Source organism: Paenibacillus sp. J31R122 (assembly GCF_056269185.1).
The window spans coordinates 75,604-96,662 of sequence record NZ_JBWDNM010000009.1; the positions used below are offsets into that span (position 1 = coordinate 75,604).

The following is a 21,059-nucleotide window of genomic DNA, read 5'->3' on the forward strand; positions in this document are numbered from 1 at the left end:
AAAAAATCAAAAAGATCGGGCAAGGCATTTAACCTGCCCGATCTACACGACTACAATTATTTATTATTTGCTGCTCTCCACGCATCAAGCTGTGCTTGTACTTCAGCCATGACTGCATCTAGTCCAGCTGCCTTAAATTTCTCGTTTGCTCTTGGCAAATATGTTGCTGGATCAACCGTTCCCGTCATAAGAGAAGGCCAGTACTCAGCCCTAACGTTTTGTATAGCTGCAATTTCTTTGGATACTTTAGTAGCATCAAAGTTGAAGCCTAGCAGCGGTGAATTTTTAGCAGAAGCATTAAACTCTTTAAACAAGTCCCACTTGTTTGCTGGATCATTTTCGTTCAAGTAAGTAATCAACATATTACCAAGAGAGAATGTTGGCATATCGTAGTTTTTTGATTCCGGCAAGTTTTTCATAACATTTTCGCTGACTTTCTCATAATGTACACCCTCAATACCGGAGTCCACCATGTTGCGAAGCACTGGATCTGTGTTCAAGAGATTAAGGAATTCCATCGCTTTTTCTGGATGATCAGAGTTAGCGGAAATCGCTTGCATTGAACCCATTACTGACCAGTTAAATGTGATTGCATCGCCAGCCGGAGTTGACGTTACAGGGTAGCCATAACTTGCGGACCATGAATTCTCTGCAAGAGGCTGGGTAGCTGCACGATCTGTAAACCATTTACCGGATTTGTAAAGATCCTCTGCCGAAGTCGTTGTTGCAGCCTCTGGCGAAATATAGCCGGCTTTATAGTATTTATGCATAGTGTCAAGAGCCGACTTCAATTCTGGCGTTTCAAAAATATTAACAACTTTATAGTCCTTAGTATCCAAGTAAACCGCCATTGGCAGTTTTTCGATAACGTAGTCAAACGGCATGAGCGGAGTGAAATCCTTCGTGATCGCTAATGGTACAATTCCTGGTTCGTTTTCCTTGATTGTTTTAAGAAGCGGCTCAAGACTTTCCATCGATTTCACGCTGGAAATATCCAAGTTATGCTTCTTCACAAGCTCATCATTGAAACGCCATACCTCTTGAGCAGGAAGTTCTTTATTAGCAGGCACACCGTAATTGTGTCCGTCAACCTTGGAGCCTTCAAGGAACGCAGGATCAAGTGTTTCTACGATTCCTTTACCTTGGTTCTTAAGCAAATCATCAATTTGCATGAATGCTCCTTTACGTGCGTTTTGCACATAGTCGAACGCCCATGAGCTTGTAAAGACGATATCCATCGGATCGCCAGAAGCAGCCATTACTTGCATCTTCTGTGAATAGTCACCGAAGTCAATCATTTTAATATCAACCGTTGCGTTGATCTTTTCCTTTGTATACTTGTTTATTTCTTCTGTAACACGACTCAAATCCTTTTGAGGCACTCCAATTGTGTACCAGATCAATTCAGTCGTTTTTTCTGAAGTCTTCCCACCATTTGCCGCGCCGTCCGTAACGTTGTTTGTTTTGCCTCCGCCGCATGCGCTGACAACAAGTGTAAGAGCCAGTAGCGTTGTCAACACAAGAGAAAAGCTTTTTCTTTTTCTACTCATTTCTGTGTAGCCTCCCCGATGATTGTGGTCCCTGTACTTACTAAATTGTTGTTTTGATAACCCTTACAAGGACTATCTTTACTTTAATTCATGAAAGCATTTACAAATAGGACATAAACTAAATAAATCATGTTCAAAATAAAGAAAACTGCCTCGCGATTATCGCTTAAGCAGTCCTTTGTATTCTGTAGGGGATATCCCTACATGCTTTTTAAACTGCTTATTAAAATATCCCGTTTCCCAATACCCTACGTTTTTGGAAATTTCATGGACCTTAAGCGCGGTGTTTTGTAATTGAATCTTAGCTTGCTCAACTCGGTACTTATTCATGTATTCGGTAAAGGATTCATTCAATTCCTTTTGAAACAATTGCCCTAAATAAACAGGATGGATGTTATATAGGCTGCCCAACATCTTAAGAGACAAATCCTCGTTGTAAGCACCATGTATGTGATTAAGCACTTGTTGAACAACAGGACTCTTTACATCTTGAATTAAAGAATCAACTGTGATCTCCGCAGCCATTTTAATCGTCGTAATCCAGTCATCGATCTTATCCATGCTTCGCATTCTGCTAAGCGTTCCTTTGTAAAACTCAGGCTCCTCGTCGTACCGGATTTCCTTGAGCAACATTTTAAAACGAATGATCGTTTCCAGTCCAATATCTTTAATATCACTCGGCGTAATTCCATCCTGTTTCTGTAAGTTTGCAAAATCCTCGTCAATTCTACTCAATAATGAGTCCTTATCCTTAATCATAATCATCTTTGTGTATTCAGGCCAATCTAACGGAAATCCCTGCTGCTTCTGACCTACTCCACTTGGCAAATCACTATAAACGATCATGGTCTGGTCCTGAAGGATCATGAAATACTCCTGTGCTTTTCTGGCGTTTTCGTAGCTTGTGAAGGCCTCATGCACATTCTCAACGCTGCCAAGTGAAAAACGAAGCGATTCATAATTAGAGAGCATATGCTTATAGCTGTGTAAGACAGCTTCTGCTTCATGCAGGCCGCTGCTTTGATCTTTGATTTTAAATACAATGACGATATCGCCGTCTATATCACGGAATGATACCATAGACTGGTTATAGACCTGTTGCCTTGAAACGAATTCAAACACTGCTATAGTCTCATGCTCCTGACGCAGAATGGCAATCGCTACATATGGTGTATCCAACTGAATACCTAGAAATGTGGCACGTTCATTAAATGACTCAACATCAATTTGGTGCGTCATCCACCTATACATCACGTTATCTTTTAAAATCTGCTTGTTTTGTTCATTAAAGGTGGATCTTGCTTTCGAAACACTCAACTTGCCTAGCGTGTTCGTTAGCGTAGACTTAAGCTCCTCGAGATTAATCGGTTTGAGCAAGTAATTTTCGATACCAAGCTTCATCGCTTCCTTCAAATAATCAAACTCATTGAATCCACTTAGAACAATGACTTTAAGATCTGTATGAAATATTTCCCTAGCTTTGCGAATGAGGGTAAGCCCGTCCATAATCGGCATAGAAATATCTGTTATCAAAATATCAACCGGAGTCACTTTGATCAGATCCAGCGCATCTTGTCCATTCTCGGCATTTCCGACAATCTCCATTCCCATTGCCGCCCAATCCACAATATCGTAAAGCCCTTCAATAATAAAGGGCTCATCATCAGCAATAAACACTTTATACATAACTTATTTAACCTCCCCTAAATCCGGAAATCTAACCGTAACCGTTGTCCCTTTCCCTAGCTCGCTCTGAAGCGCAATGCCGTATCGGTCCCCGTAAAGCAACCGGAGCCGCTCATGTATGCTTCGGAGTCCAAAAGATTCTGAACTGATGTCGGAATTCTCGAGCCCTTGTTTAATCTCAATGATCCTCTCGGAACTTATGCCCTTACCGTTATCGGTTACAGCCACAACAATATCGGTCCCATCTAGCGTTACTTCAATTACAATAAGATTGTCTGAACTATTTGTACGAAGCCCATGTAGAATATAATTCTCTATAATAGGCTGCAGCGACATCTTCACTATTTCCCTGCCTCTTAGAGCCTGTTCGCAATTCACTGTGTAAGAAACTCTATCTTTATACCTGATCCGAAACAGCTCCAAATATAATCGACAGGCTTCCAACTCATCCTGCATCGTATAATTTGCTTTATTTTTCACATAGCTTTTGAACAGTACGGACAAGCTATATATCATCTCTCCAACGTCGCTAGCGCCCTGCGAGACGGCTCTCATTCGAATAACCTCTAACGTATTGTATAGGAAATGGGGATTAACTCTAGCTTCCAAAGCAGCTAGCTCAGTATGCTTTTGCTTAATTTCCGCCTTATATACCCGTCCAATATACTGATTAAGCTCTTCCAGCATTTCGTTAAAGCTTTGAGAAATTTGACCAAGCTCATCTTCTTTAACATCCTCAATACGAACCGTTAAGTCGCCCTGTCTTACTTTGCGAGTAAAACGGATAATTTTTTGTGTCCTCTTGGCAAAATTACTGATGAATAGTGTTGGTATTAATATGGCAAATGCAATACAAATTAAACTGATTGTCAGAATGGTCGTTCTCAAACCCTTGTACGAGGCGTTCAATTCACTTTTCGTAACCGCGCTAAGAACCGTGAACCCTCCTTGGCTGTGAGTTTGCTTGTTAAAGATCATATCATGATCATTTTTCTCTCCATTGTAGAGCGAATTGACCTGATCGAGATAAGGATACTTCTCGCCATAGTATCTATTCGTAGAATCAAATATGACATTACCGTCTGCGGAAAGCACAACGATCGAGCCCATAATGCTATCTTCATAATTGGAAAGGCTTCCACGAATTTTATCAGTATCGAAAAACACGAGCAGCTGTCCTATATTCCGGAGTGACTGCTTATTGTTAATGGGCACCTGTACGGAGAAAAGCCGCGAATCCGGAATTTGCAGCGCTTTCATTAACCATACATTAGGAATAGATACATGCGAGTCATTCTCCAAATACATCGCATCGGGAATAAAAGACCTTGCTGCATTGGCTGATGTAATTTTAAACTGCTTGTAATGATTGTAGGTATAAAGTTGCTGCTGATCCGCACTGTATAGCATTAAACTGCGTATATCTTGATCATCCTCCTGCTGGTTTTTGAAATATTGAACCGCATCGGCGGAAGAACTATTTTCGCTGTAATATTTATTCAATCTATATTTGACATAATCGGGATAAGGATTCTCCATCAAATAAGCCATATTAAACGACAATTCTTCATCCCTGTATATATTCATCATCATCGTTTGCACAGAATCATATTTATTGCCTATATAAGTGCTTACACTATCGATTGCCCGCCTCTGAATATCTAGCTGTCTCTGGAGAGCCGCTTCTGACATAGACAGGTACATCAGATAGGAAAATGTAATAATCGTAACAATAGTGATAGCAGAAAATAGTAAAATAATCTTCATAAACAAATTATTTTTTATATACTTTACGTAAAATTTATCATATATCATAGTATCCCTCCTCTACCGGCTCCATTATACCATGACTTTTCAGGATGCTAAACTGAATGATCTGAACAGCTCCCACATTTTCGGACAACCGTGAGCTTGCAGCCTTTTTCTTCATACTGATGAGTTTATCTTCTAATGCCGCATGCGTCTATCCAATTAAGCGCGATGAGCACAAGATATTAAGGCCAAATTTAACCCATAATAAAACAAGCTGACATCAGTCTAGACTGATGTCAGCTTGTTTTATTATGCTTTATTTGATGTCATTCAAGTTGCTTTGCGGTGTTTCATTATTTTGTATTTTTAATATATTTTCAACAAAGAAACGATACCTTGTTTCATGAAACTTCGTACCATCCGGCATACCTGCTGTATGAGGAGTTAGTATAACATTTTTCAATTGTCGCAGCTCACTGTCCACGCTTAAAGGCTCTACCGTGAATACGTCCAGACAAGCTCCGCCGATAACGTTATTCTTTAAGGCTTCGATTAAATCCGCTTCACATACAAGAGGTCCTCTCGCCGTATTCACAAGCAGCGCATTCGGTTTCATTTTAGATAAAAAGGTTTTATCTACTAGATTTCTTGTAGACTCGTTCAGAAAAATATTGATTGCAATAACATCGGAATTTTTAATTAGCGTGTCCAAATCAACTAACTCAACGTCATCACTCTGAATATTTTTGTTCGTGTCATACGCCAGCACATTCATCTTAAACGCTTTGGCCAGTTCAGCAACTCGGGTTCCAATCGCACCAAAGCCTATTGTTCCGATCGTCTTCCCTAGCAGCTCGCCGCCAACGTACTCCAGCTTCGTTTCATCTTCCCCATTCTTCAGAGATCGATCCAGAAACGGGATGTTCTTATAGTAGCTCAGAATGAACGCCATAATATGTTCGGCTACCGCATTAGCATTGACGCCAGCCGCGTTGCTTACCCAGATATTCCTTGTGGTGCAGGCTTCAATATCCACATTGTCATAACCTGCGCCTGTCTGAACAAATTTTAGCTTATGCGCTTTATTCAATAGGGCCTCGTTTACTTCGATATGCTCTGGGATCAATACATCCGCATCGACAATGAACGCATCGATGTGCTGAGGCTCAATGATCTGAATCGTCCAGCTCTCCGGGAACGATTGAATGACTCTTTGTTTAGAATAGTCGTTAAAGTAACCTGTTATTAAAACATTCATTATACCCAAACCTCCTGCTTACCCGTTTATTATGCATTGGCCCATGCTTCATAGAAAGTGCGTTTTATATTGGCAAGAACCAGCCCTACCGGTTCATTATCCAGACGCCCTACCTCAAATGTAATCACTGGCCTTCTTGTTGGTTTTGGACTTTTAAAAAAATTAATATCATTCAACGTTGTTAGGAAGCTTGTAAGCTCAGCAACGCCTACTTCAGAATCCTTGACTCCAAACGGGATATGCTTATCGCCGAAATAATTGGCTTGCCTGTCTTTGATATAACTATTTCCGATATGGATATGCGTCAAATAATCTTTGGCAAGCCATAAAGATTTGTTCGGATCTTCTCCCATGATCGGTAGATGGCTTTGATCGAGCAGAAGACCAAAGTTGTTGTATTCGCCTTGGATAATCCGGGCTGCTTTTACCGCTTCATGGGTAGGTCCAAGCAAGTAGTGGCGGTCAACATACCGATCCCCGATCTCCAGAGAGATACAAAGCTCATACGTATCAGCTTTCTCCTTCGCATACTTGCATAGCTGCATGGTTGAATCAATAAACGCGTTGATGTTTTGTTGTTTGTTCTCTTCTCCTTCAAATTTTCCGGTTACAATATGCATCACCTTTGCATCCATCTCATAACAATGGTCAATCAGCATATGACATTGTTGAATAGAATGGCTTCTAATATCCGGATCAAGAGAGCTTAAATTAATGTTTAATTGTCTAAAGGCATCTCCGCCGTTAAACAGAATTTCTACACCGCTGTACTGCATATAGGACTTGGCAAGCTCCCTTGCTCCCTTATCGGCAATATAAGAAACTTCAACAGCCGTAAAGAAAGGGTCTTCCAATATGGTGATGAGACTTGAAATCATTTGTTCAGGCTTGTTTTGCGGAAATGGAAATAACTTAGGCAGCACAATACCGATACTGGCCGTTTTCTCCAGTTGATCCATTAGACAACTTTCCCTGACATGATAAGCTCAGGAAGCTCCTTCACAGTATGGATTACATGCGTATGATAATATTTGCCCCATACTTCAATTGGAGTCGATCCCTGGGTCACGCCAATGATCGCCCTGCAGCCCGCATTGTAACCTTCGAGCATGTCAGCAGGCGTATCGCCGATTTTAATAACATGTCTAACATTTTGTACGTTCAAATATTCCATCGCTTTGAAAACCATGAACGGCGCAGGGCGGCCTTTGCCCTCTGGAACCATATCCAGATCTACCGCATAATCAATCAACCCATCCTTCACCCAGCCAAGCGACTCCATAATGACATTATTGATCTCCTTATGAAAGCCTGTTCCTGTCGCTACTTTGATGCCCTTCTCCTTGCACCATTTCAACGTTTCCGTAGCGCCTTCGATTTCCCGGCAATTTTCTTTGTAGTAGGCAATCATATATTCCGTATACTTATGATAGATTTGGATCGCTTCATCATGAGTCGAAGCATCGATATCAACCTCGAAATTTTTGAAGTCAATTATGTTTCCTTTTGTTCTTGCAATCAAAAATTGGTATAAATGAATTTTGTTTGTTCCCATATGAGTACTAATTTCATCTCTTGTCACGTTCAATCCAAATTCGATAGCTGCTTTGTAAAGACAGTCTCTAACTCCGTTATTATCCTCTACAAGTGTTCCTGCCAGATCAAAAATAGCTAATTCAATATTGTTATACATAATTTATCTCTCCTATTTGTTATTATTTTTTATTCAGAACTTTATCAAGCTCTTCTTGCGCTTTTGCCTTCGCTTCTTTCAGCGCTTCTGCCGCAGGCATATTTTGAATAAGAACTTTATCTTTAGCCAGCTCGATTTCAGCGTAAATTTTGCCGCCTGTCGGGTCTACATAAGGTGCAATTCCATTCGTTTTCGCTTGTTCCAACGGTACCGATAGATAAGGATTTTCTTTTAATTTATTCTGGTAGATTTCTGTATCCACAGCACTGTTCCGAATCGGAATATAACCTGTTTCAACAGCCCAATACGCCGTATGATCAGCTTCCGAGAAGAACTTCACAAACTCCCAAGCACCCTGCTGCTGCTCGATCGGGGAATCTTTAAACAGATTAAACATGACAGAAACAGCTACAGGTCTCGGCTTGCTTCCGTTAAAACCCTTTTGAATCCCTGTTGCTACTTTGGTGAAGTCCAAATCTCCGCCATCACCTGAAGAGCCCGTGTATCCTGCAGATTTTCCATTCATGACATTGTCAATCGTTTTGTACCACCATTCCCAGCCATTTCCGCCATAGATGGTTTCCATCGATTTATCCTCATGAATCAATTTCCGAATAAGATCCCAAGCATAAATCCATTCTTCCGAGTCAATCGTAATCGTCTTGCCATCTTCGCTGACGATATCACCGCCGGCTGAACGCGCGTAATCGATCATATGCTCCGCGTACCACATAACGGACCAACCGTAAATGCCTTCCTTTTCTTTAATCAGCTTCGCTGCTTCAGCAAATTGCTCGAAGCTCTCCAAAGCATCGTAATCAATATTGTATTTCTTGAAAATATCACTTCTGTAATACATCATTTGCGTCGAAACAAAAGCCGGGACACCTAAGGTTGCCTCTTTATATTTGCCCTGCTCCAGCAGAAGAATATCATCCTTGTTATACTCCGGCTTATTAATTTGATCGTCCAATGGAAGCAATACATTGTTATTGGCCAGCTTCATAAATTCAGGGTAGCCATTAATAGCTAAAGCGGGCGGCGCACCTGCCGCAAGTGAAGCTTGCAGTGCCTGCAAAGTTTCACTGTAGCTCCCTTGGACGATCGGCACAATTTCATATTTTTCATTGCTGCTGTTAAAATCTGTAATGATTTTGCTCATCGTTTCCCCAAGCTTGCCGCCAAGGCCATAGTAGAACTCCAGTTTGGTTTTCTCTGAGGTTTTGGATGCTGTATTCGTTTCTTTTACCGGTGAAGCGTTATTCGAGCAGCCAATTACCCCCGTCAAAATGATTGCAAAACACATCAGGGACAAAATTGCGCTTTTGACGTTTCTTTTCCGATTATTCACTGTATACTTCCTCCCAGAAAGATGTTGTGTGGGTCTCATGACGAATAAATATTTCTTAAAATATAGGAAAGTATAAGTTTCGCACTTATACCAATGCCTATATTTCACCGCGAAACGAACTATTACCGCCTGAGGACGGCGACAGCCGTTTACGCTTGATCTCTGGAATAAGCTAAGCTACATCACCACCTTATTTGTTAACATAAAGACTTGCCATTGACTTAATTATTTTTTTATTAAAGACCGCCAATATAATAAACAAGGGCAGCAACGACACAGCACATGCAGCCATGGCTAGAGGGAAGTCCATTCCGTAACCTGCCTGACTCATAAATAATCTTCGCAAGCCGATCGTGACGAACATATTTTCTTCTGTCTTGATTAACAAGGAAGGCCACATATAGTTGTTGTAGCTATAAATAAATGTAATCAATACTAATGAAGCAATGGCATTTTTGGAATAAGGGATATACACGGTGAAGATCAACCGCAAATGCCCTGCCCCATCCAATTTAGCCGCTTGAATCACATCATTGGGCACCTGAACGAAGGTTTGTCGCAAGAAAAATATCGCAAAGATACTTATAAACTCGCTGAAAATATAACCTAAATGAGTATCCAAGAGATTCATTTTGGAGATCAGAATAAATGAAGGAATGTAAGTTACGGCTGCTGGCAGCATGTAGGTTGCCAATATAAGCACGAAACAAAATTGCACCCATTTCTTCTTAATCGCCGTGAATACATAAGCCGCAAAAATAGCTGATAATATTTGAAAAACAATAATGATTATGCTGACATACATACTGTTCCATAAATAAAGCAGCATCTTCGTTTCTGTAAATACTCTGATGTAATTCTCGAAATGAAAGGTTGTCGGTAAAATATGACCGCTATAAATCTCAGTTTTCGGTTTGATAGAAATCATGAACATCCAAATAAACGGAAACACCATGATGATGCTTAACAAAGTTAACGCTGCATAATTGATGACTGTTTTTAATCTTGCCCAGTACAAGTCCTCACCTCATTTCTTAACTAGTAATTTGGATATGAAGTAAAATAAGGCACTGATCAGAAGACAAATACCTAGGAAAATAATTGCCAAAGCAGAAGCTGGTCCTGTTTCATACCACTGAAAAGCTAATACATAGAAGTAGTAGAGAATGGTCGAGGTCGCACCCGCTGGCCCGCCTTGCGTTAAAATATAAATCTGATCATAGGCTTTAAGCGAATCCAAGGTAAACAACATAATCAAAAATATAAGAATCGGAGATATAGCCGGCAAGGTAATTTTAAATAACTTTCTTAGCCCTCTTCCCCCATCCAAATCATTCGCTTTCTCTACTTCCGGATCTAATTTGGCGAGTGCAGAGGTAAGCAACAAGATAGCAAGCCCTAAATACTGCCAAACCGTTACGACGATAACTACGATCATAGCGGTAGTTTCACCACCCAGCCATTCAATAGGCGCTATGCCTACAACTTTCAAAATGGCATTAATAATGCCTGTATTTTTATCAAATATGCTGACCCACACCATTGAAACGACGACAGTCGGTGTGATCCATGATGAAAACATAGTAGCTACAAATAAGGTACGAAGTGCTTTTATTTTGCTCAACATGGTAGCCACGAACAGTCCTATAACGATTGGCGGGACCACTGTAAAGAGAGTAAACACCAGCGTATTCTTTAATACTTTTATAAAAAATGAATCGTCCATAAAATCCTGATAATTGCCCAACTTCACATATTCAAATGTAGGTGAAATGTAGTTCCAATCCGTAAAACTAATTTGGAACGTCTTAACCATCGGATATATCCAGAAAACAACTAATGGAATTAGTGTTGGCAATAGCAGCGCAAGCGACCATAGGTTGTCCTTCACATTTCTGCTGTTTAACCTGACCATCTACTCATGCTCCCTAATGATGTCTTTGATTTCCGTGCTGTCACAATGGTGAGGAATCTGAAACAACTTCGCTATCGTAGGCGCAATGTTCTCTATGCCATGTTGTTCCATCATTTCAGCTTGCTTGATCTGGTCACCGATACAAACCATAAAGCCATTCATTTCATCGACATTGGCGGGATGATACCCGTGCAAGCTTTTCATATCCTTGTATTTCGGCTGCTCCGGCGCAATGATATCCTCTCCGCATACCGTATGATTCAGATCCAATATGCCGACAGGTTTAAATTCTGAACTATACTCATCTTCTACCTCATGAAAGTAATTCACTTGAGCCAAACGATTAAAATAGTCCATAATTTCTTTGTTTTGCTCCTGCCTAAGCGAGCTGTAAAACAACATAGATCCGCTCCCATCGCCGACAAACCTTATTTGCTTGTTAAACAAATGTTCTCGCCAGCGGCTTTGCGCCAAAATCTCATTCGGATAAAAGAAGGACTGAACATCACTTTGTCCATGATCTGAAAATACAAACAAGTTGTATGGGAGTTCAGAATCTTTTAACGCAACAGCAATTTGATCGATATATTCAAGCAGCCTGCCCAGACAACGTTCTGCCTCTGTAGAGTCCTTCCCATATTGATGAGAAAGGGCATCATAACCGACAAACCTTGCAGCGATAAAATCATACGCTCTGGATGCAATCGCCTGCATCGTTTCACGCTGTGCGGAGTTATCGATTTCATCCACAGAAGCGATTCCTTCAATCTTTTTTTTACTGCTTGATTCCGTAACTAAATGATCAATATATGGGTTGCCGGATGTTAACGGCCAATGGATGCAGCAGCTCTTCAATGTATGCCTTGCCAAAGAATAAAATAAGGTTTGGCTGTGTAAGGCTTCATTGCAAATGAGCTCATGGTCGTCGTACAACGATATTCTTTCCATTGTCTTAGAACGAGCCACAATATTATCAAATACGAAATGCTTATTGTGATTGCTTCCCGTTATAGCTGTAGCATGAGCATTAAATGTAACGGAAGGAAAGGTTGTGATCATTTTCTTGCAGTACGAAAATCCATTATTTACAAACTGCTGCGCGTAGCGTTCAAAAATTTTATAACTTAAACCATCTAACGAGATCAGAACATTCATTGGATGCTCCTTACATTTTTTTGCGTACTTTTGTCGAACACCTTAACATGGTTTGCATGTATCCCCACGTTTAACTTTTGGCCCCTTGCATAAGTTTCAGTAAAGCTTTTTTTCACAAGAAAGTTGATCGTCTTATACTTCAGGTGCACTAACACATCCGTACCGATAATTTCAGTGAACAAAACATCCATGACTAATGCATTATTGGTGTCTTCCGTAATGTAGCAATGCTCAGGTCTAATCCCCGCTACAATCCTGGGATGGTTATGAATGGTTTCTGTGGGCAGGTTTGTTTCCAGCAGGACGCCGTCTATATCCACAGCAATTTGTCCATTTCGTTCAACCAGAACAGCATCTAAGTAATTGATTGGAGGTGAACTGATGAAATTAGCGACGAACATATCCACGGGGCTATCGATTATTTCCATGGGAGTCCCAATTTGCCGAAACCTTCCTTCTGCCATAATCGCGATTCGATCGCCAAGGGTAACAGCCTCTACCTGATCATGTGTCACATAAATAAAAGTGGCGTTTAAGCGCTCATGCAGTTTTTTAATTTCAATTCTCATTTCATTTCTTAGCATCGCATCCAGGTTGGATAACGGCTCGTCCATCAAAAAGACTTTCGGTTCTTTCACAATAGCTCTGCCGATTGCAACCCGCTGTTTTTGTCCGCCTGACAATTGGCTAGGCAGCCGTTTCAACAACGGATTGATTTGCAAAATATCCGATGCCGCCTTAATTCGTTGTTCTCTTTCGGCTTTTTTCACCTTTTTTATTTTCAAACCGTAAGCCATATTTTCAAATACCGTCATATGAGGATATAGTGCATAGTTTTGAAAAACCATCGCTACCCCTCGATCCTTAGGCTCTACATCATTTACACAAACATCCCCAATACATATTTGACCTTTTGTAATGTCTTCAATGCCGGCGATCATTCTTAGCAAAGTCGATTTTCCGCACCCAGATGGTCCAAGCAACACCAAAAACTCTTTATCTTTGATATCCAGACTGATATTATCTAGTGTGTGTTTATCATTCGTATATTGTTTTGACAGTGACTTCAAAGTTATACTCGACATAATGAAAACCTCCTATCCAATTTACATAGGCGCAGTTGCGCATTTCCCATTCAATTTTTCTTTTACGTTTGACTAAAATGTCATATTAAGGATTTGTAATTGCCTTTTGTACAAAATTTATTGTACACTCAATGTAACCTTTAATTGTTAACTAACCATCAACCTCATTTTAAGATGTTGTAAATTGACACACACATGCGGGATATTTTTATAAAAAGGAGTGTTAAGAAGCAGATGATTACGAAGACTCAAGATGGGGATTCCCCTCGCCGAAGTGAACTGCGTGCCCAAATCATAGAAGCCATAGCGCAAACAATGGATTTGTACGGCGCTAACCATTCGTTCGGCAAGTTGTACGGCATTATGTTTTTCGAGGATAAGCCAATGACGCTTGAAGACATGAAGGAATATATGAATATGAGCAAAAGTAATATGAGCTACGCGATCCGGTCGCTGCTGGATTCCAAAATGGTCACTAAGCTGAAGGAGAAGAAGGACCGGAAGGATCAATATTTAGCGGAAACCGATTTTTTCTTAGCGTTTCATAACTTTTTCACTATGAAACTGCAGCGGGAGATCGATGTCATGCTAAGCTCGATCAATGAGGTAATTCCTGAGCTTTCGGAAATTATACTTGCGGAGGATACCCCCGATGAGGAGAGGCAGGAATGCCTGAGGGATCTACATAAGCTACGCCACGGCTTCAGTTATTACACCTGGCTTCAGCAGTTCGTGAATCGGATGCGTAACGGGGATTTTATAGATGATCAATTTACCGACCAGAAATAGGGCGCTAGTCCATACCTTTTAAAATTTTATATAAATGATCGACGGATCGCATCGCGTATTCGTATCGCACCGGTTCACCATTCTTCAGCAATACGAGGCATGGAACACTCGTAATTTTCCAAGCATTACGCAGCTTCGGGGCATAATTTATATTTATTTTGTACATGGTTACGGGAACATCGGCAGCAGCAACGACCTCCAGCATCCGTTCCGCGACCTTGCATGTGCCGCAGAGCGGAGTAGTAAATAATAATGCGTCCTGACCATTTCCAATTCGATTCAATTTTAGCCATTCATCTTCTTGTATTTCTGGTATGCCCATAGTTCCTGTATCGTTCCTCTCATTCCATATCGGCGTTCTATTTAGAATATATTTAACATCATAACATCATTAGTTATGTTAAATGTTAAATTTCAGGCTAAATATTAAAACCAATGCTTGAATAATTTATTATATAAATTTGAATAATTAGATCCTAAGGTTAGAGGTTAGTGAGGTGAGGTGAGGTCCCTTTGAGATTAAGGGACAGATAGACAATTAGAATGGATATTGTCCAATCAAACGTTCACTTATTCCCTTTATTTAGTGTTTGAATGGAAAAGATCCAATCTAATAGGCAGATAGGAGCCATTTAAGTGCAAAACGGACGATTAGCCTGTATAAAATACAGCCTAACTCGAACACAACGTTTTGGATGGAGTGCTGATTGGATGGAATACAGTCAAATCAAGTGCACCTTCACTTCCCTCTATACGCTAATCACGTATTTCGACCTTGAGCCACATTTCAATGCACAATTTATTAGGAGTGAGCAGTTCCAGCTCTGCTCCTAAATGAATCAAATCCAAAAAATAACCCAGCACCGCTAAGGGGTGCTGGGCTATCGTGATGCTGAGTATATTGGCCATCATAAATGGCTCGCTTCTCCGTCTCTCCTATTCGTACCAATAGCCTTTATGTCCTTTTTCGAGTCGCATTAACGCCTCTAAATAATAGTAATCGCCCCATATTACGAAGTCATCAGGAGATGAATCGCCTCTAACATGATAGGAGCCATGCTTCAGCAGTCCTTCTACATCGTTGTCATTTATGGTTGAATAATGATTAACTAATCCGCTCATCGAATTTTGCAATCCCATTTCCAACTGTTCACGGGCACTGTCATCCGTATTCAAATGGCTGAGCAATTCGATAATACCGCAAGCAACAATTGCTGAAGCTGAGCTATCCCTTGGAGTATTTGATTCAACAGGCACATTAAAATCCCAATAAGCGACCTGATCCTCGGGAAGCTGTTCCAGAAAATAGAGAGCTAAGCGCTTGGACGTTTCCAAGTATGCGGCGTTTCTCGTATAGCGGTAGGATAAAGCAAATCCATAAATGCCCCATGCTTGTCCACGAGTCCATGTCGATCCATCCAAATAGCCTTGGTGGGTGCCTCCGCGAATAGAGTCTCCTGTTTCTTGATTGAAATAAAAGGTATGGTAGGAGGAGTTATCACCACGTACCAAGTAACGTTGGCTTTTATTGGCTTGGCTTATCGCCACTTGCAGGTATTCGTCATTCCCCGTCTGTTCATAAGCCCAATAGAGCAAAGGTAGATTTAGCAAGCAGTCAATAATGATTCGCCCGCCGTTCACTTCATCGCCTTCAGGACCCCATGCCTGAATAATCCCACTTTTTGGACGCCAACGCGTCATAAGATGATCGGCGGCCTGCAGCGTTAATTGACGCGCAGGCTCATCCTTCTCAATCATCCACTGCGCTTTTGACGACAATGAGTACAGGAAGCCGATATCATGATGATCAAGCTCCACCTTTTGCTCGAGCCTTTTTTTGAAGCTCTCGACTGTGCGACGCGCGGCATTCCGAAATTGATCGTCTCCCGTATATTCGTAACAAAGCCATAGTATTCCTGACCAAAAACCGTCCGTCCAATCTGTATTTGCATTTAATTCATACTTATTTCCACCATCGGTACTGACATGGGGAAAAAGATCACCATACCGCTCTATATTTCTTGCCGTTTTGTTCACAGCATCCTCAATGGCTTGCTTCCATATCATGACTGTATCCCCCTGCTTATTATTAATGAATTATATTGGATTTCAAAATAAAAACGGATCATTTGTTTTTGTTAACCAATTCATGAGTTCTGCCTCAAGCTGCTTCGCCAGATCATGCTCCGCTGCATTAATTATGCGGATAGGATGAACTTGATAGGGATCTTCCTCATTATCATACAATAGTCGCTCTATAGGCTCATCCGGAGCATAGCCTTTATGAATGACATAAGTGTAACGCAGCGTCCGCACGCCTCTCCAACCATATCGTTTATTATCAAGCCCTAAACTCGCAAAATGCTCAATGACTTCCTTTCGTCCAGGGAATGCTGAAATAAAAGCAGATGTCACCTCAACATCCGCTTCCTCAAGCAAAGCGGGAGAATAGTCAGTGCCTTCTACCGTCGCGGGAACCGTAAGCCTCATCAGCCCTAATAGCGTAGGCATAATATCCACACTATTAAATAACAAATCAGTTCTCCCGCTAGCAAGGTGACCCTTCCAGCGCATCACACATGGAATGCCGATCGATTCCTCATGCCAGGAATGCTTGGCCATAAGACCGTGCGAGCCAAGTAATTCACCATGGTCAGCAGATAAAACGACAATCGTATCTTCTTCTAAGCCCATCTCTTTCAGGTCATTCATAATACGAGCGAACTGATCATCCATGCCCGTTATCGCGGCCCAGTAATCCCGAGTATAACGCTGAAGATTATCCATACCACCTGCAATCGGCTCGCCGGTATGCGCCATCAAATGCTCTGCCTTTACATTCGGCCTTAGAATAACTTCTCTATTTTCGTACAGCTTCTTATACTTATCTGGAACGAGCTCGAATGGACTATGCGGAGGATTCCAAGATAGGAACAACGCAAAAGGCCGATCTTTATTATGATTGCGCAAGTAATCTAAAGCTACATCTGTCTCATGCTCTAGCGACCACTGGCTGACTTTAATTTGCTCGTGACTGTCCTTCCAATAATGAGGAGTGAGATGATTGTCATCGGCTCCGTAAGAATACCAGAAATCGAAGCCATGCCGCTTCGGTCCCGGTGGTGTATACGCATCCCAGTCTTTCGCACCGGATAACGGTTCAGATGTTATGTTCTGTTCAGGCAAATCCAGATGCCATTTGCCAATATATCCTGTATCGTAACCCGACTGCTTCAGAACGTCCCCTATGCAAATTTCCTCAGGGCCCAGCATGATGTCAGCACCAATCTTACAATTGGTATAGACACCGGTAGACTGCGGATATTTCCCCGTCAAAAGTGCGGCACGATGTGGAGAGCAAAGGGGGGTACAACTGATCGCATGATCGAATATCAGATTATTGCTAGCAAACTCATCTATATTCGGGGTAAGAACGGGATCCTCGTTGCTGTAGCCAACAGCTTGTTTTCTCCATTGATCGGCGAATATATAAAGCAAATTGGGTTGTTTGCTGCTCATGATCCATCCCCCTTTCTAGCCCTTTACAGCACCGGCAGCGATTCCTTCAATGAAATGATCCTGCGCAATAAAATAAATGATAATCGTAGGAACAATTGCAGACACGGCTGCCGCCATCAGTGGTCCGTAATCGGTACTGAATTCAGATTGAAAATGCTGCATGCCGAGCTGCAGTGTAAATAGCTTGTCATCACTTAAATAGATTAGCGGTGCAAGAAAGTCATTCCAAGCATGCATAAAAGTAAAAATAACAAGGCTTGCGATTGCCGGTCGTGTCAGTGGAAGGATGATGCGCATATAGATTCCAAACTCATTAAGACCATCAATTCGGGCCGCTTCAGATAGCTCTTCCGGTATAGCCATAAAAAACTGACGGAACAAGAAAACGCCGAATGGACTAAATGCTCCTAACAAAATGATCGCCCAATGTGAGTTCATCAATCCAATTTCCTTAATAAGCATGAATTGTGGGATCATCATCACTTGATAAGGAATCATCATTGTTGCGATATAGAGGAAAAACAATTTATCTCTCTCCGGGAACTTCACCTTCGCAAAGGCGTATGCCGCCGATGAACATGTTATAATTTGCAGCACCGTAGTTATTACGGCGATTTTTATCGTATTGAAATAATACACAGGGAAGGGAATCTCACTCCATACCTTCACATAATTCGACCAGTGAAAAGTACTGGGAATCCACTGAATGGGAAAGCTGAATATTTCTGCTTCAGATTTCAATGATGCCGATACCATCCATAAGAGCGGAATAACCATCGAAAGGCTTGCAACAATTAGAACGGCATATAGCAATACTCTTGAAGCGATTTTCAAAATATGATTCTGTTTCTTGGGCAGAGACAATGTTGATGCTTGTGCAATTCTATTCATAGTATGTCTCCTTTCTATCAAAAATCAATAATTGACCCATTTTTTCTGGCCTCTAAACTGAATGATCGTGATCAGCATAATAATCGCGAACAATACATAAGCCATCGATGATGCATATCCGTACTCGTAGCTTTTGAAAGCGGTATTGTAAATGTCAAATACAAGCACGTGGGTAGAGCGTCCAGGCCCGCCCTGCGTTAAGACATAGATCAGATCGAACACTTTGAATGAATTGATAATGGCAATAATAATAGTAAAAAATATAATAGGTGACAGCATAGGCAACGTTACATTTTTGAATTGGGACAGCTTGCCCGCTCCATCAATTTCAGCAGCTTCATACAGATCTCTCGGAATGCCTTGCAATCCAGCTAGAAATAAAACCATATAATAGCCAATCCCATGCCAGATGCTTACGATAATGACAGAGAAAAGCGCCCATTCCGTAGATGCCAGCCAAGTAGGAGGATTATCAATGCCGATACTGCGGAGCAAGCCGTTAATCGGCCCCATTGACGGATTGAATAGCAGCTGCCAAATGACAGCAACCGCGATTGTCGCTGTAATATGGGGCAGAAACATCGCTGTACGAAATAGCTTTAGTCCTCTAACTCCTCTGTTTAATATCGAAGCGAACACAATAGCCAGCAAGATCGTCACTGGAACAAATACAATCGTCATAATTAAACTATTGGCTAGAGAAATACCAAACGTTTCATCGGTCAACAGCCTTTTATAATTATCCAAACCTATGAACTTAATGTCTCCAAAACCGTTCCATTCGGTAAAGCTCATATAAAACGATGCAAACACCGGAAAACAAATAAAAATAAGAAACCCTATTATATTTGGTAATAAAAATGTATAACCCACGAGCCGATTTCGCCTCACGACTGCCTTGGCTGTTTTCATTATTTCAGCTCCTTTATTGATAGCAGAACGTCACTTGGTGCAAGTGACGTTCTGCTATCAAAATTTCCATGATCAAAACATGATTATTTGCTAGATTGGTACTCCTTTTCGTACTTATCTACCCATTCCTTCTGCACACGTTCAGCAATTTTTTGAATAGCTTCTTCAGCAGTTTGCTTGCCCACTAACGCAAGCTCACCTTCTTGCTTATAAGCTCCTTCTACAACAATGTTCTTCACGCCTGGCAGGAACGGATATTCCGGGTATTCTTTTTGCTCAACGAAATATTTAATATGCTCAGGCTTGCGGCTTCCGTCGCCAATATACGTTTTCTTAATCTCATCGTTCGTATAGCCCGTCAAGTAGCCTTTCGAAGCAAACAATTTTGCGCCTTTCGGACCGGTCATGTATTCGATAACCTTGAACGCTTCTTCTTTATTTTTCGAGTTTTTATTAATCATTAGTGAAGTAGGCGCAGCCACACTTGTATTAGCGGGCACTCCTTCAGGATGCGGAATAGGTACGACATCCCAGTCAAAATCTATTTTCTTCTCATCTTCCGCTTCTCTCAATTGAGCCACATGCCAGTCCCCAATAAGATTCATCGCTACATTGCCCTTTTGGAATGCTGAATTGTAGTGTGCTGAAGTTGTAATCTGTTCCATCCATGGCATAATTGAACCGTCTTTCTCCATGTCCATTCTGAACTGAAGCCCTTTTGCAAACGGTGTCAAATCTTTATCGATAATGGATGAGCCGCTTTGCACAGTTTGCAAATACCAGGTTTGAGCCCATGGCTGCAAGAACGCTCCATATATTTTGTCCGCGCCTTCACCCTTTGTCATCTTCTTAGCAAGCTCACGGAATTCATCCCATGTCATATCCGCTTTCGGATAGTCCACTTTCATTTGATCGAACAGCGTCTTATTGTAATAAAGCATCCAGTTCGATTTACGGTAAGGAAGGCCGTAGGATTCATTTTTTATTTTCAACGAATCATAAAGGGGGCCAAAACCAGATACATCTACTTTATTTTCTTTGATGAAACCATCAAGCGGCTCTAGAATACCAGTATCGAGAAGAACATCCATGTTCCCTCCGAAAATATCGATGTCATCGCCAGAGGAAAGCTGCAGCCGAAGCTTCTCATAATATTGTTTTTGCGGAATCGTATCTATCGTTACCGTAATGTTTGGGTTTTCTTTGTGGAAGTCTTCGTATGCCTCTTTGAATGTATCCAGATCAGCTGGCAATACCGTCATTTTTAATGCAACCTGCTTTGCTTCTGTCTTTCCTGAGGCTTCTCCATTCTTGTCTTTATTGGACGTATCCGAGCCGCAGCCGGATAGAAGCCCGATAGCGAGAGTACTCACTGCTAGAAGCGAAAATATTTTTCTCATTTTACAATCCCCCTGATCTTTAGTATTATGTGTGCATTACTTAAGGCACACTTTGATTATAGGGATCATCCTAACATCACATAAGGTGAATGTTTTATACCCC

19 protein-coding genes are annotated in these 21,059 nt (G+C 41.3%); 1 reads left to right on the forward strand and 18 read right to left on the reverse strand.

What is annotated here, in order from left to right; genetic code table 11:
- Positions 1 to 56 precede the first annotated feature (56 nt).
- From AC0YN7_RS16110 to AC0YN7_RS16160, 11 genes are all read right to left on the reverse strand, one after another.
- Complete coding sequence (locus tag AC0YN7_RS16110; protein ID WP_475811039.1) at positions 57 to 1,550, reverse strand: ABC transporter substrate-binding protein; 1,494 nt, start codon at positions 1,548 to 1,550, stop codon at positions 57 to 59.
- A gap of 159 nt (positions 1,551 to 1,709) precedes the next feature.
- Entirely contained in the window at positions 1,710 to 3,236 is a 1,527-nt protein-coding gene (locus AC0YN7_RS16115) for a response regulator (RefSeq protein ID WP_475811040.1), read from the reverse strand.
- A gap of 3 nt (positions 3,237 to 3,239) precedes the next feature.
- Positions 3,240 to 5,051 carry a sensor histidine kinase gene (locus tag AC0YN7_RS16120; protein WP_475811041.1) on the reverse strand — a complete coding sequence of 604 codons (1,812 nt, stop codon included), beginning with the start codon at positions 5,049 to 5,051 and terminating at the stop codon, positions 3,240 to 3,242.
- Positions 5,052 to 5,304: 253 nt separating this feature from the next.
- Positions 5,305 to 6,246 (reverse strand): NAD(P)-dependent oxidoreductase, encoded by a 942-nt coding sequence (locus AC0YN7_RS16125; protein WP_475811042.1) that lies wholly within the window; start codon positions 6,244 to 6,246, stop codon positions 5,305 to 5,307.
- A gap of 29 nt (positions 6,247 to 6,275) precedes the next feature.
- A complete protein-coding gene (locus AC0YN7_RS16130; RefSeq protein ID WP_475811043.1) occupies positions 6,276 to 7,205 on the reverse strand; it encodes a sugar phosphate isomerase/epimerase family protein in 930 nt (309 codons plus the stop codon).
- Positions 7,205 to 7,939: an HAD hydrolase-like protein gene (locus AC0YN7_RS16135; RefSeq protein ID WP_475811044.1), complete on the reverse strand. Its 735-nt coding sequence runs from the start codon at positions 7,937 to 7,939 to the stop codon at positions 7,205 to 7,207. Before AC0YN7_RS16135 ends, AC0YN7_RS16130 begins: the two co-directional genes overlap by 1 nt.
- 22 nt (positions 7,940 to 7,961) lie before the next feature.
- Positions 7,962 to 9,290, reverse strand: a complete 1,329-nt coding sequence (locus AC0YN7_RS16140; protein ID WP_475811045.1) for an extracellular solute-binding protein — start codon at positions 9,288 to 9,290, stop codon at positions 7,962 to 7,964.
- Positions 9,291 to 9,480: 190 nt separating this feature from the next.
- Positions 9,481 to 10,308, reverse strand: a complete 828-nt coding sequence (locus tag AC0YN7_RS16145; protein WP_475811046.1) for a carbohydrate ABC transporter permease — start codon at positions 10,306 to 10,308, stop codon at positions 9,481 to 9,483.
- 9 nt (positions 10,309 to 10,317) lie between these two features.
- Complete coding sequence (locus tag AC0YN7_RS16150; RefSeq protein ID WP_475811047.1) at positions 10,318 to 11,205, reverse strand: carbohydrate ABC transporter permease; 888 nt, start codon at positions 11,203 to 11,205, stop codon at positions 10,318 to 10,320.
- Positions 11,206 to 12,360 (reverse strand): alkaline phosphatase family protein, encoded by a 1,155-nt coding sequence (locus AC0YN7_RS16155; protein WP_475811048.1) that lies wholly within the window; start codon positions 12,358 to 12,360, stop codon positions 11,206 to 11,208.
- The gene (locus AC0YN7_RS16160; RefSeq protein WP_475811049.1) at positions 12,357 to 13,445 is read right to left on the reverse strand and encodes an ABC transporter ATP-binding protein; all 1,089 of its coding nucleotides are present in this window, start codon (positions 13,443 to 13,445) and stop codon (positions 12,357 to 12,359) included. Before AC0YN7_RS16160 ends, AC0YN7_RS16155 begins: the two co-directional genes overlap by 4 nt.
- Before the next feature lie 234 nt (positions 13,446 to 13,679).
- Here AC0YN7_RS16160 and AC0YN7_RS16165 point away from each other — a divergent pair, with 234 nt between their 5' ends.
- Positions 13,680 to 14,234 (forward strand): GbsR/MarR family transcriptional regulator, encoded by a 555-nt coding sequence (locus AC0YN7_RS16165; protein ID WP_475811050.1) that lies wholly within the window; start codon positions 13,680 to 13,682, stop codon positions 14,232 to 14,234.
- 4 nt (positions 14,235 to 14,238) lie between these two features.
- On the opposite strand, the gene AC0YN7_RS16170 is transcribed toward AC0YN7_RS16165, so the two are convergent.
- The 7 genes from AC0YN7_RS16170 to AC0YN7_RS16200 form a co-directional block, all read right to left on the reverse strand.
- Complete coding sequence (locus AC0YN7_RS16170; RefSeq protein WP_475811051.1) at positions 14,239 to 14,556, reverse strand: thioredoxin family protein; 318 nt, start codon at positions 14,554 to 14,556, stop codon at positions 14,239 to 14,241.
- Positions 14,557 to 14,990: 434 nt separating this feature from the next.
- The gene (locus AC0YN7_RS16175; RefSeq protein ID WP_475811052.1) at positions 14,991 to 15,146 is read right to left on the reverse strand and encodes a hypothetical protein; all 156 of its coding nucleotides are present in this window, start codon (positions 15,144 to 15,146) and stop codon (positions 14,991 to 14,993) included.
- Positions 15,147 to 15,170: 24 nt separating this feature from the next.
- Positions 15,171 to 16,301 (reverse strand): glycoside hydrolase family 88 protein, encoded by a 1,131-nt coding sequence (locus AC0YN7_RS16180; RefSeq protein ID WP_475811053.1) that lies wholly within the window; start codon positions 16,299 to 16,301, stop codon positions 15,171 to 15,173.
- Between the two features lie 42 nt (positions 16,302 to 16,343).
- Complete coding sequence (locus AC0YN7_RS16185) at positions 16,344 to 17,753, reverse strand: sulfatase family protein (protein WP_475811054.1); 1,410 nt, start codon at positions 17,751 to 17,753, stop codon at positions 16,344 to 16,346.
- Positions 17,754 to 17,768: 15 nt separating this feature from the next.
- Complete coding sequence (locus AC0YN7_RS16190) at positions 17,769 to 18,644, reverse strand: carbohydrate ABC transporter permease (RefSeq protein ID WP_475811055.1); 876 nt, start codon at positions 18,642 to 18,644, stop codon at positions 17,769 to 17,771.
- A 24-nt stretch (positions 18,645 to 18,668) separates the two neighbouring features.
- Positions 18,669 to 19,556: a carbohydrate ABC transporter permease gene (locus AC0YN7_RS16195; protein WP_475811056.1), complete on the reverse strand. Its 888-nt coding sequence runs from the start codon at positions 19,554 to 19,556 to the stop codon at positions 18,669 to 18,671.
- A gap of 83 nt (positions 19,557 to 19,639) precedes the next feature.
- Positions 19,640 to 20,956: an ABC transporter substrate-binding protein gene (locus tag AC0YN7_RS16200; RefSeq protein ID WP_475811057.1), complete on the reverse strand. Its 1,317-nt coding sequence runs from the start codon at positions 20,954 to 20,956 to the stop codon at positions 19,640 to 19,642.
- Positions 20,957 to 21,059 lie beyond the last annotated feature (103 nt).

What these genes read in the sequence shown, in the direction of transcription:
- AC0YN7_RS16110 (WP_475811039.1), bottom strand. Translation starts at nt 1,550, where the DNA reads ATGAGTAGAAAAAGAAAAAGCTTTTCTCTTGTGTTGACAACGCTACTG.
- AC0YN7_RS16115 (WP_475811040.1), bottom strand. Translation starts at nt 3,236, where the DNA reads ATGTATAAAGTGTTTATTGCTGATGATGAGCCCTTTATTATTGAAGGG.
- AC0YN7_RS16120 (WP_475811041.1), bottom strand. Translation starts at nt 5,051, where the DNA reads ATGATATATGATAAATTTTACGTAAAGTATATAAAAAATAATTTGTTT.
- AC0YN7_RS16125 (WP_475811042.1), bottom strand. Translation starts at nt 6,246, where the DNA reads ATGAATGTTTTAATAACAGGTTACTTTAACGACTATTCTAAACAAAGA.
- AC0YN7_RS16130 (WP_475811043.1), bottom strand. Translation starts at nt 7,205, where the DNA reads ATGGATCAACTGGAGAAAACGGCCAGTATCGGTATTGTGCTGCCTAAG.
- AC0YN7_RS16135 (WP_475811044.1), bottom strand. Translation starts at nt 7,939, where the DNA reads ATGTATAACAATATTGAATTAGCTATTTTTGATCTGGCAGGAACACTT.
- AC0YN7_RS16150 (WP_475811047.1), bottom strand. Translation starts at nt 11,205, where the DNA reads ATGGTCAGGTTAAACAGCAGAAATGTGAAGGACAACCTATGGTCGCTT.
- AC0YN7_RS16155 (WP_475811048.1), bottom strand. Translation starts at nt 12,360, where the DNA reads ATGAATGTTCTGATCTCGTTAGATGGTTTAAGTTATAAAATTTTTGAA.
- AC0YN7_RS16160 (WP_475811049.1), bottom strand. Translation starts at nt 13,445, where the DNA reads ATGTCGAGTATAACTTTGAAGTCACTGTCAAAACAATATACGAATGAT.
- AC0YN7_RS16165 (WP_475811050.1), top strand. Translation starts at nt 13,680, where the DNA reads ATGATTACGAAGACTCAAGATGGGGATTCCCCTCGCCGAAGTGAACTG.
- AC0YN7_RS16170 (WP_475811051.1), bottom strand. Translation starts at nt 14,556, where the DNA reads ATGGGCATACCAGAAATACAAGAAGATGAATGGCTAAAATTGAATCGA.
- AC0YN7_RS16175 (WP_475811052.1), bottom strand. Translation starts at nt 15,146, where the DNA reads ATGATGGCCAATATACTCAGCATCACGATAGCCCAGCACCCCTTAGCG.
- AC0YN7_RS16180 (WP_475811053.1), bottom strand. Translation starts at nt 16,301, where the DNA reads ATGATATGGAAGCAAGCCATTGAGGATGCTGTGAACAAAACGGCAAGA.
- AC0YN7_RS16185 (WP_475811054.1), bottom strand. Translation starts at nt 17,753, where the DNA reads ATGAGCAGCAAACAACCCAATTTGCTTTATATATTCGCCGATCAATGG.
- AC0YN7_RS16190 (WP_475811055.1), bottom strand. Translation starts at nt 18,644, where the DNA reads ATGAATAGAATTGCACAAGCATCAACATTGTCTCTGCCCAAGAAACAG.
- AC0YN7_RS16195 (WP_475811056.1), bottom strand. Translation starts at nt 19,556, where the DNA reads ATGAAAACAGCCAAGGCAGTCGTGAGGCGAAATCGGCTCGTGGGTTAT.
- AC0YN7_RS16200 (WP_475811057.1), bottom strand. Translation starts at nt 20,956, where the DNA reads ATGAGAAAAATATTTTCGCTTCTAGCAGTGAGTACTCTCGCTATCGGG.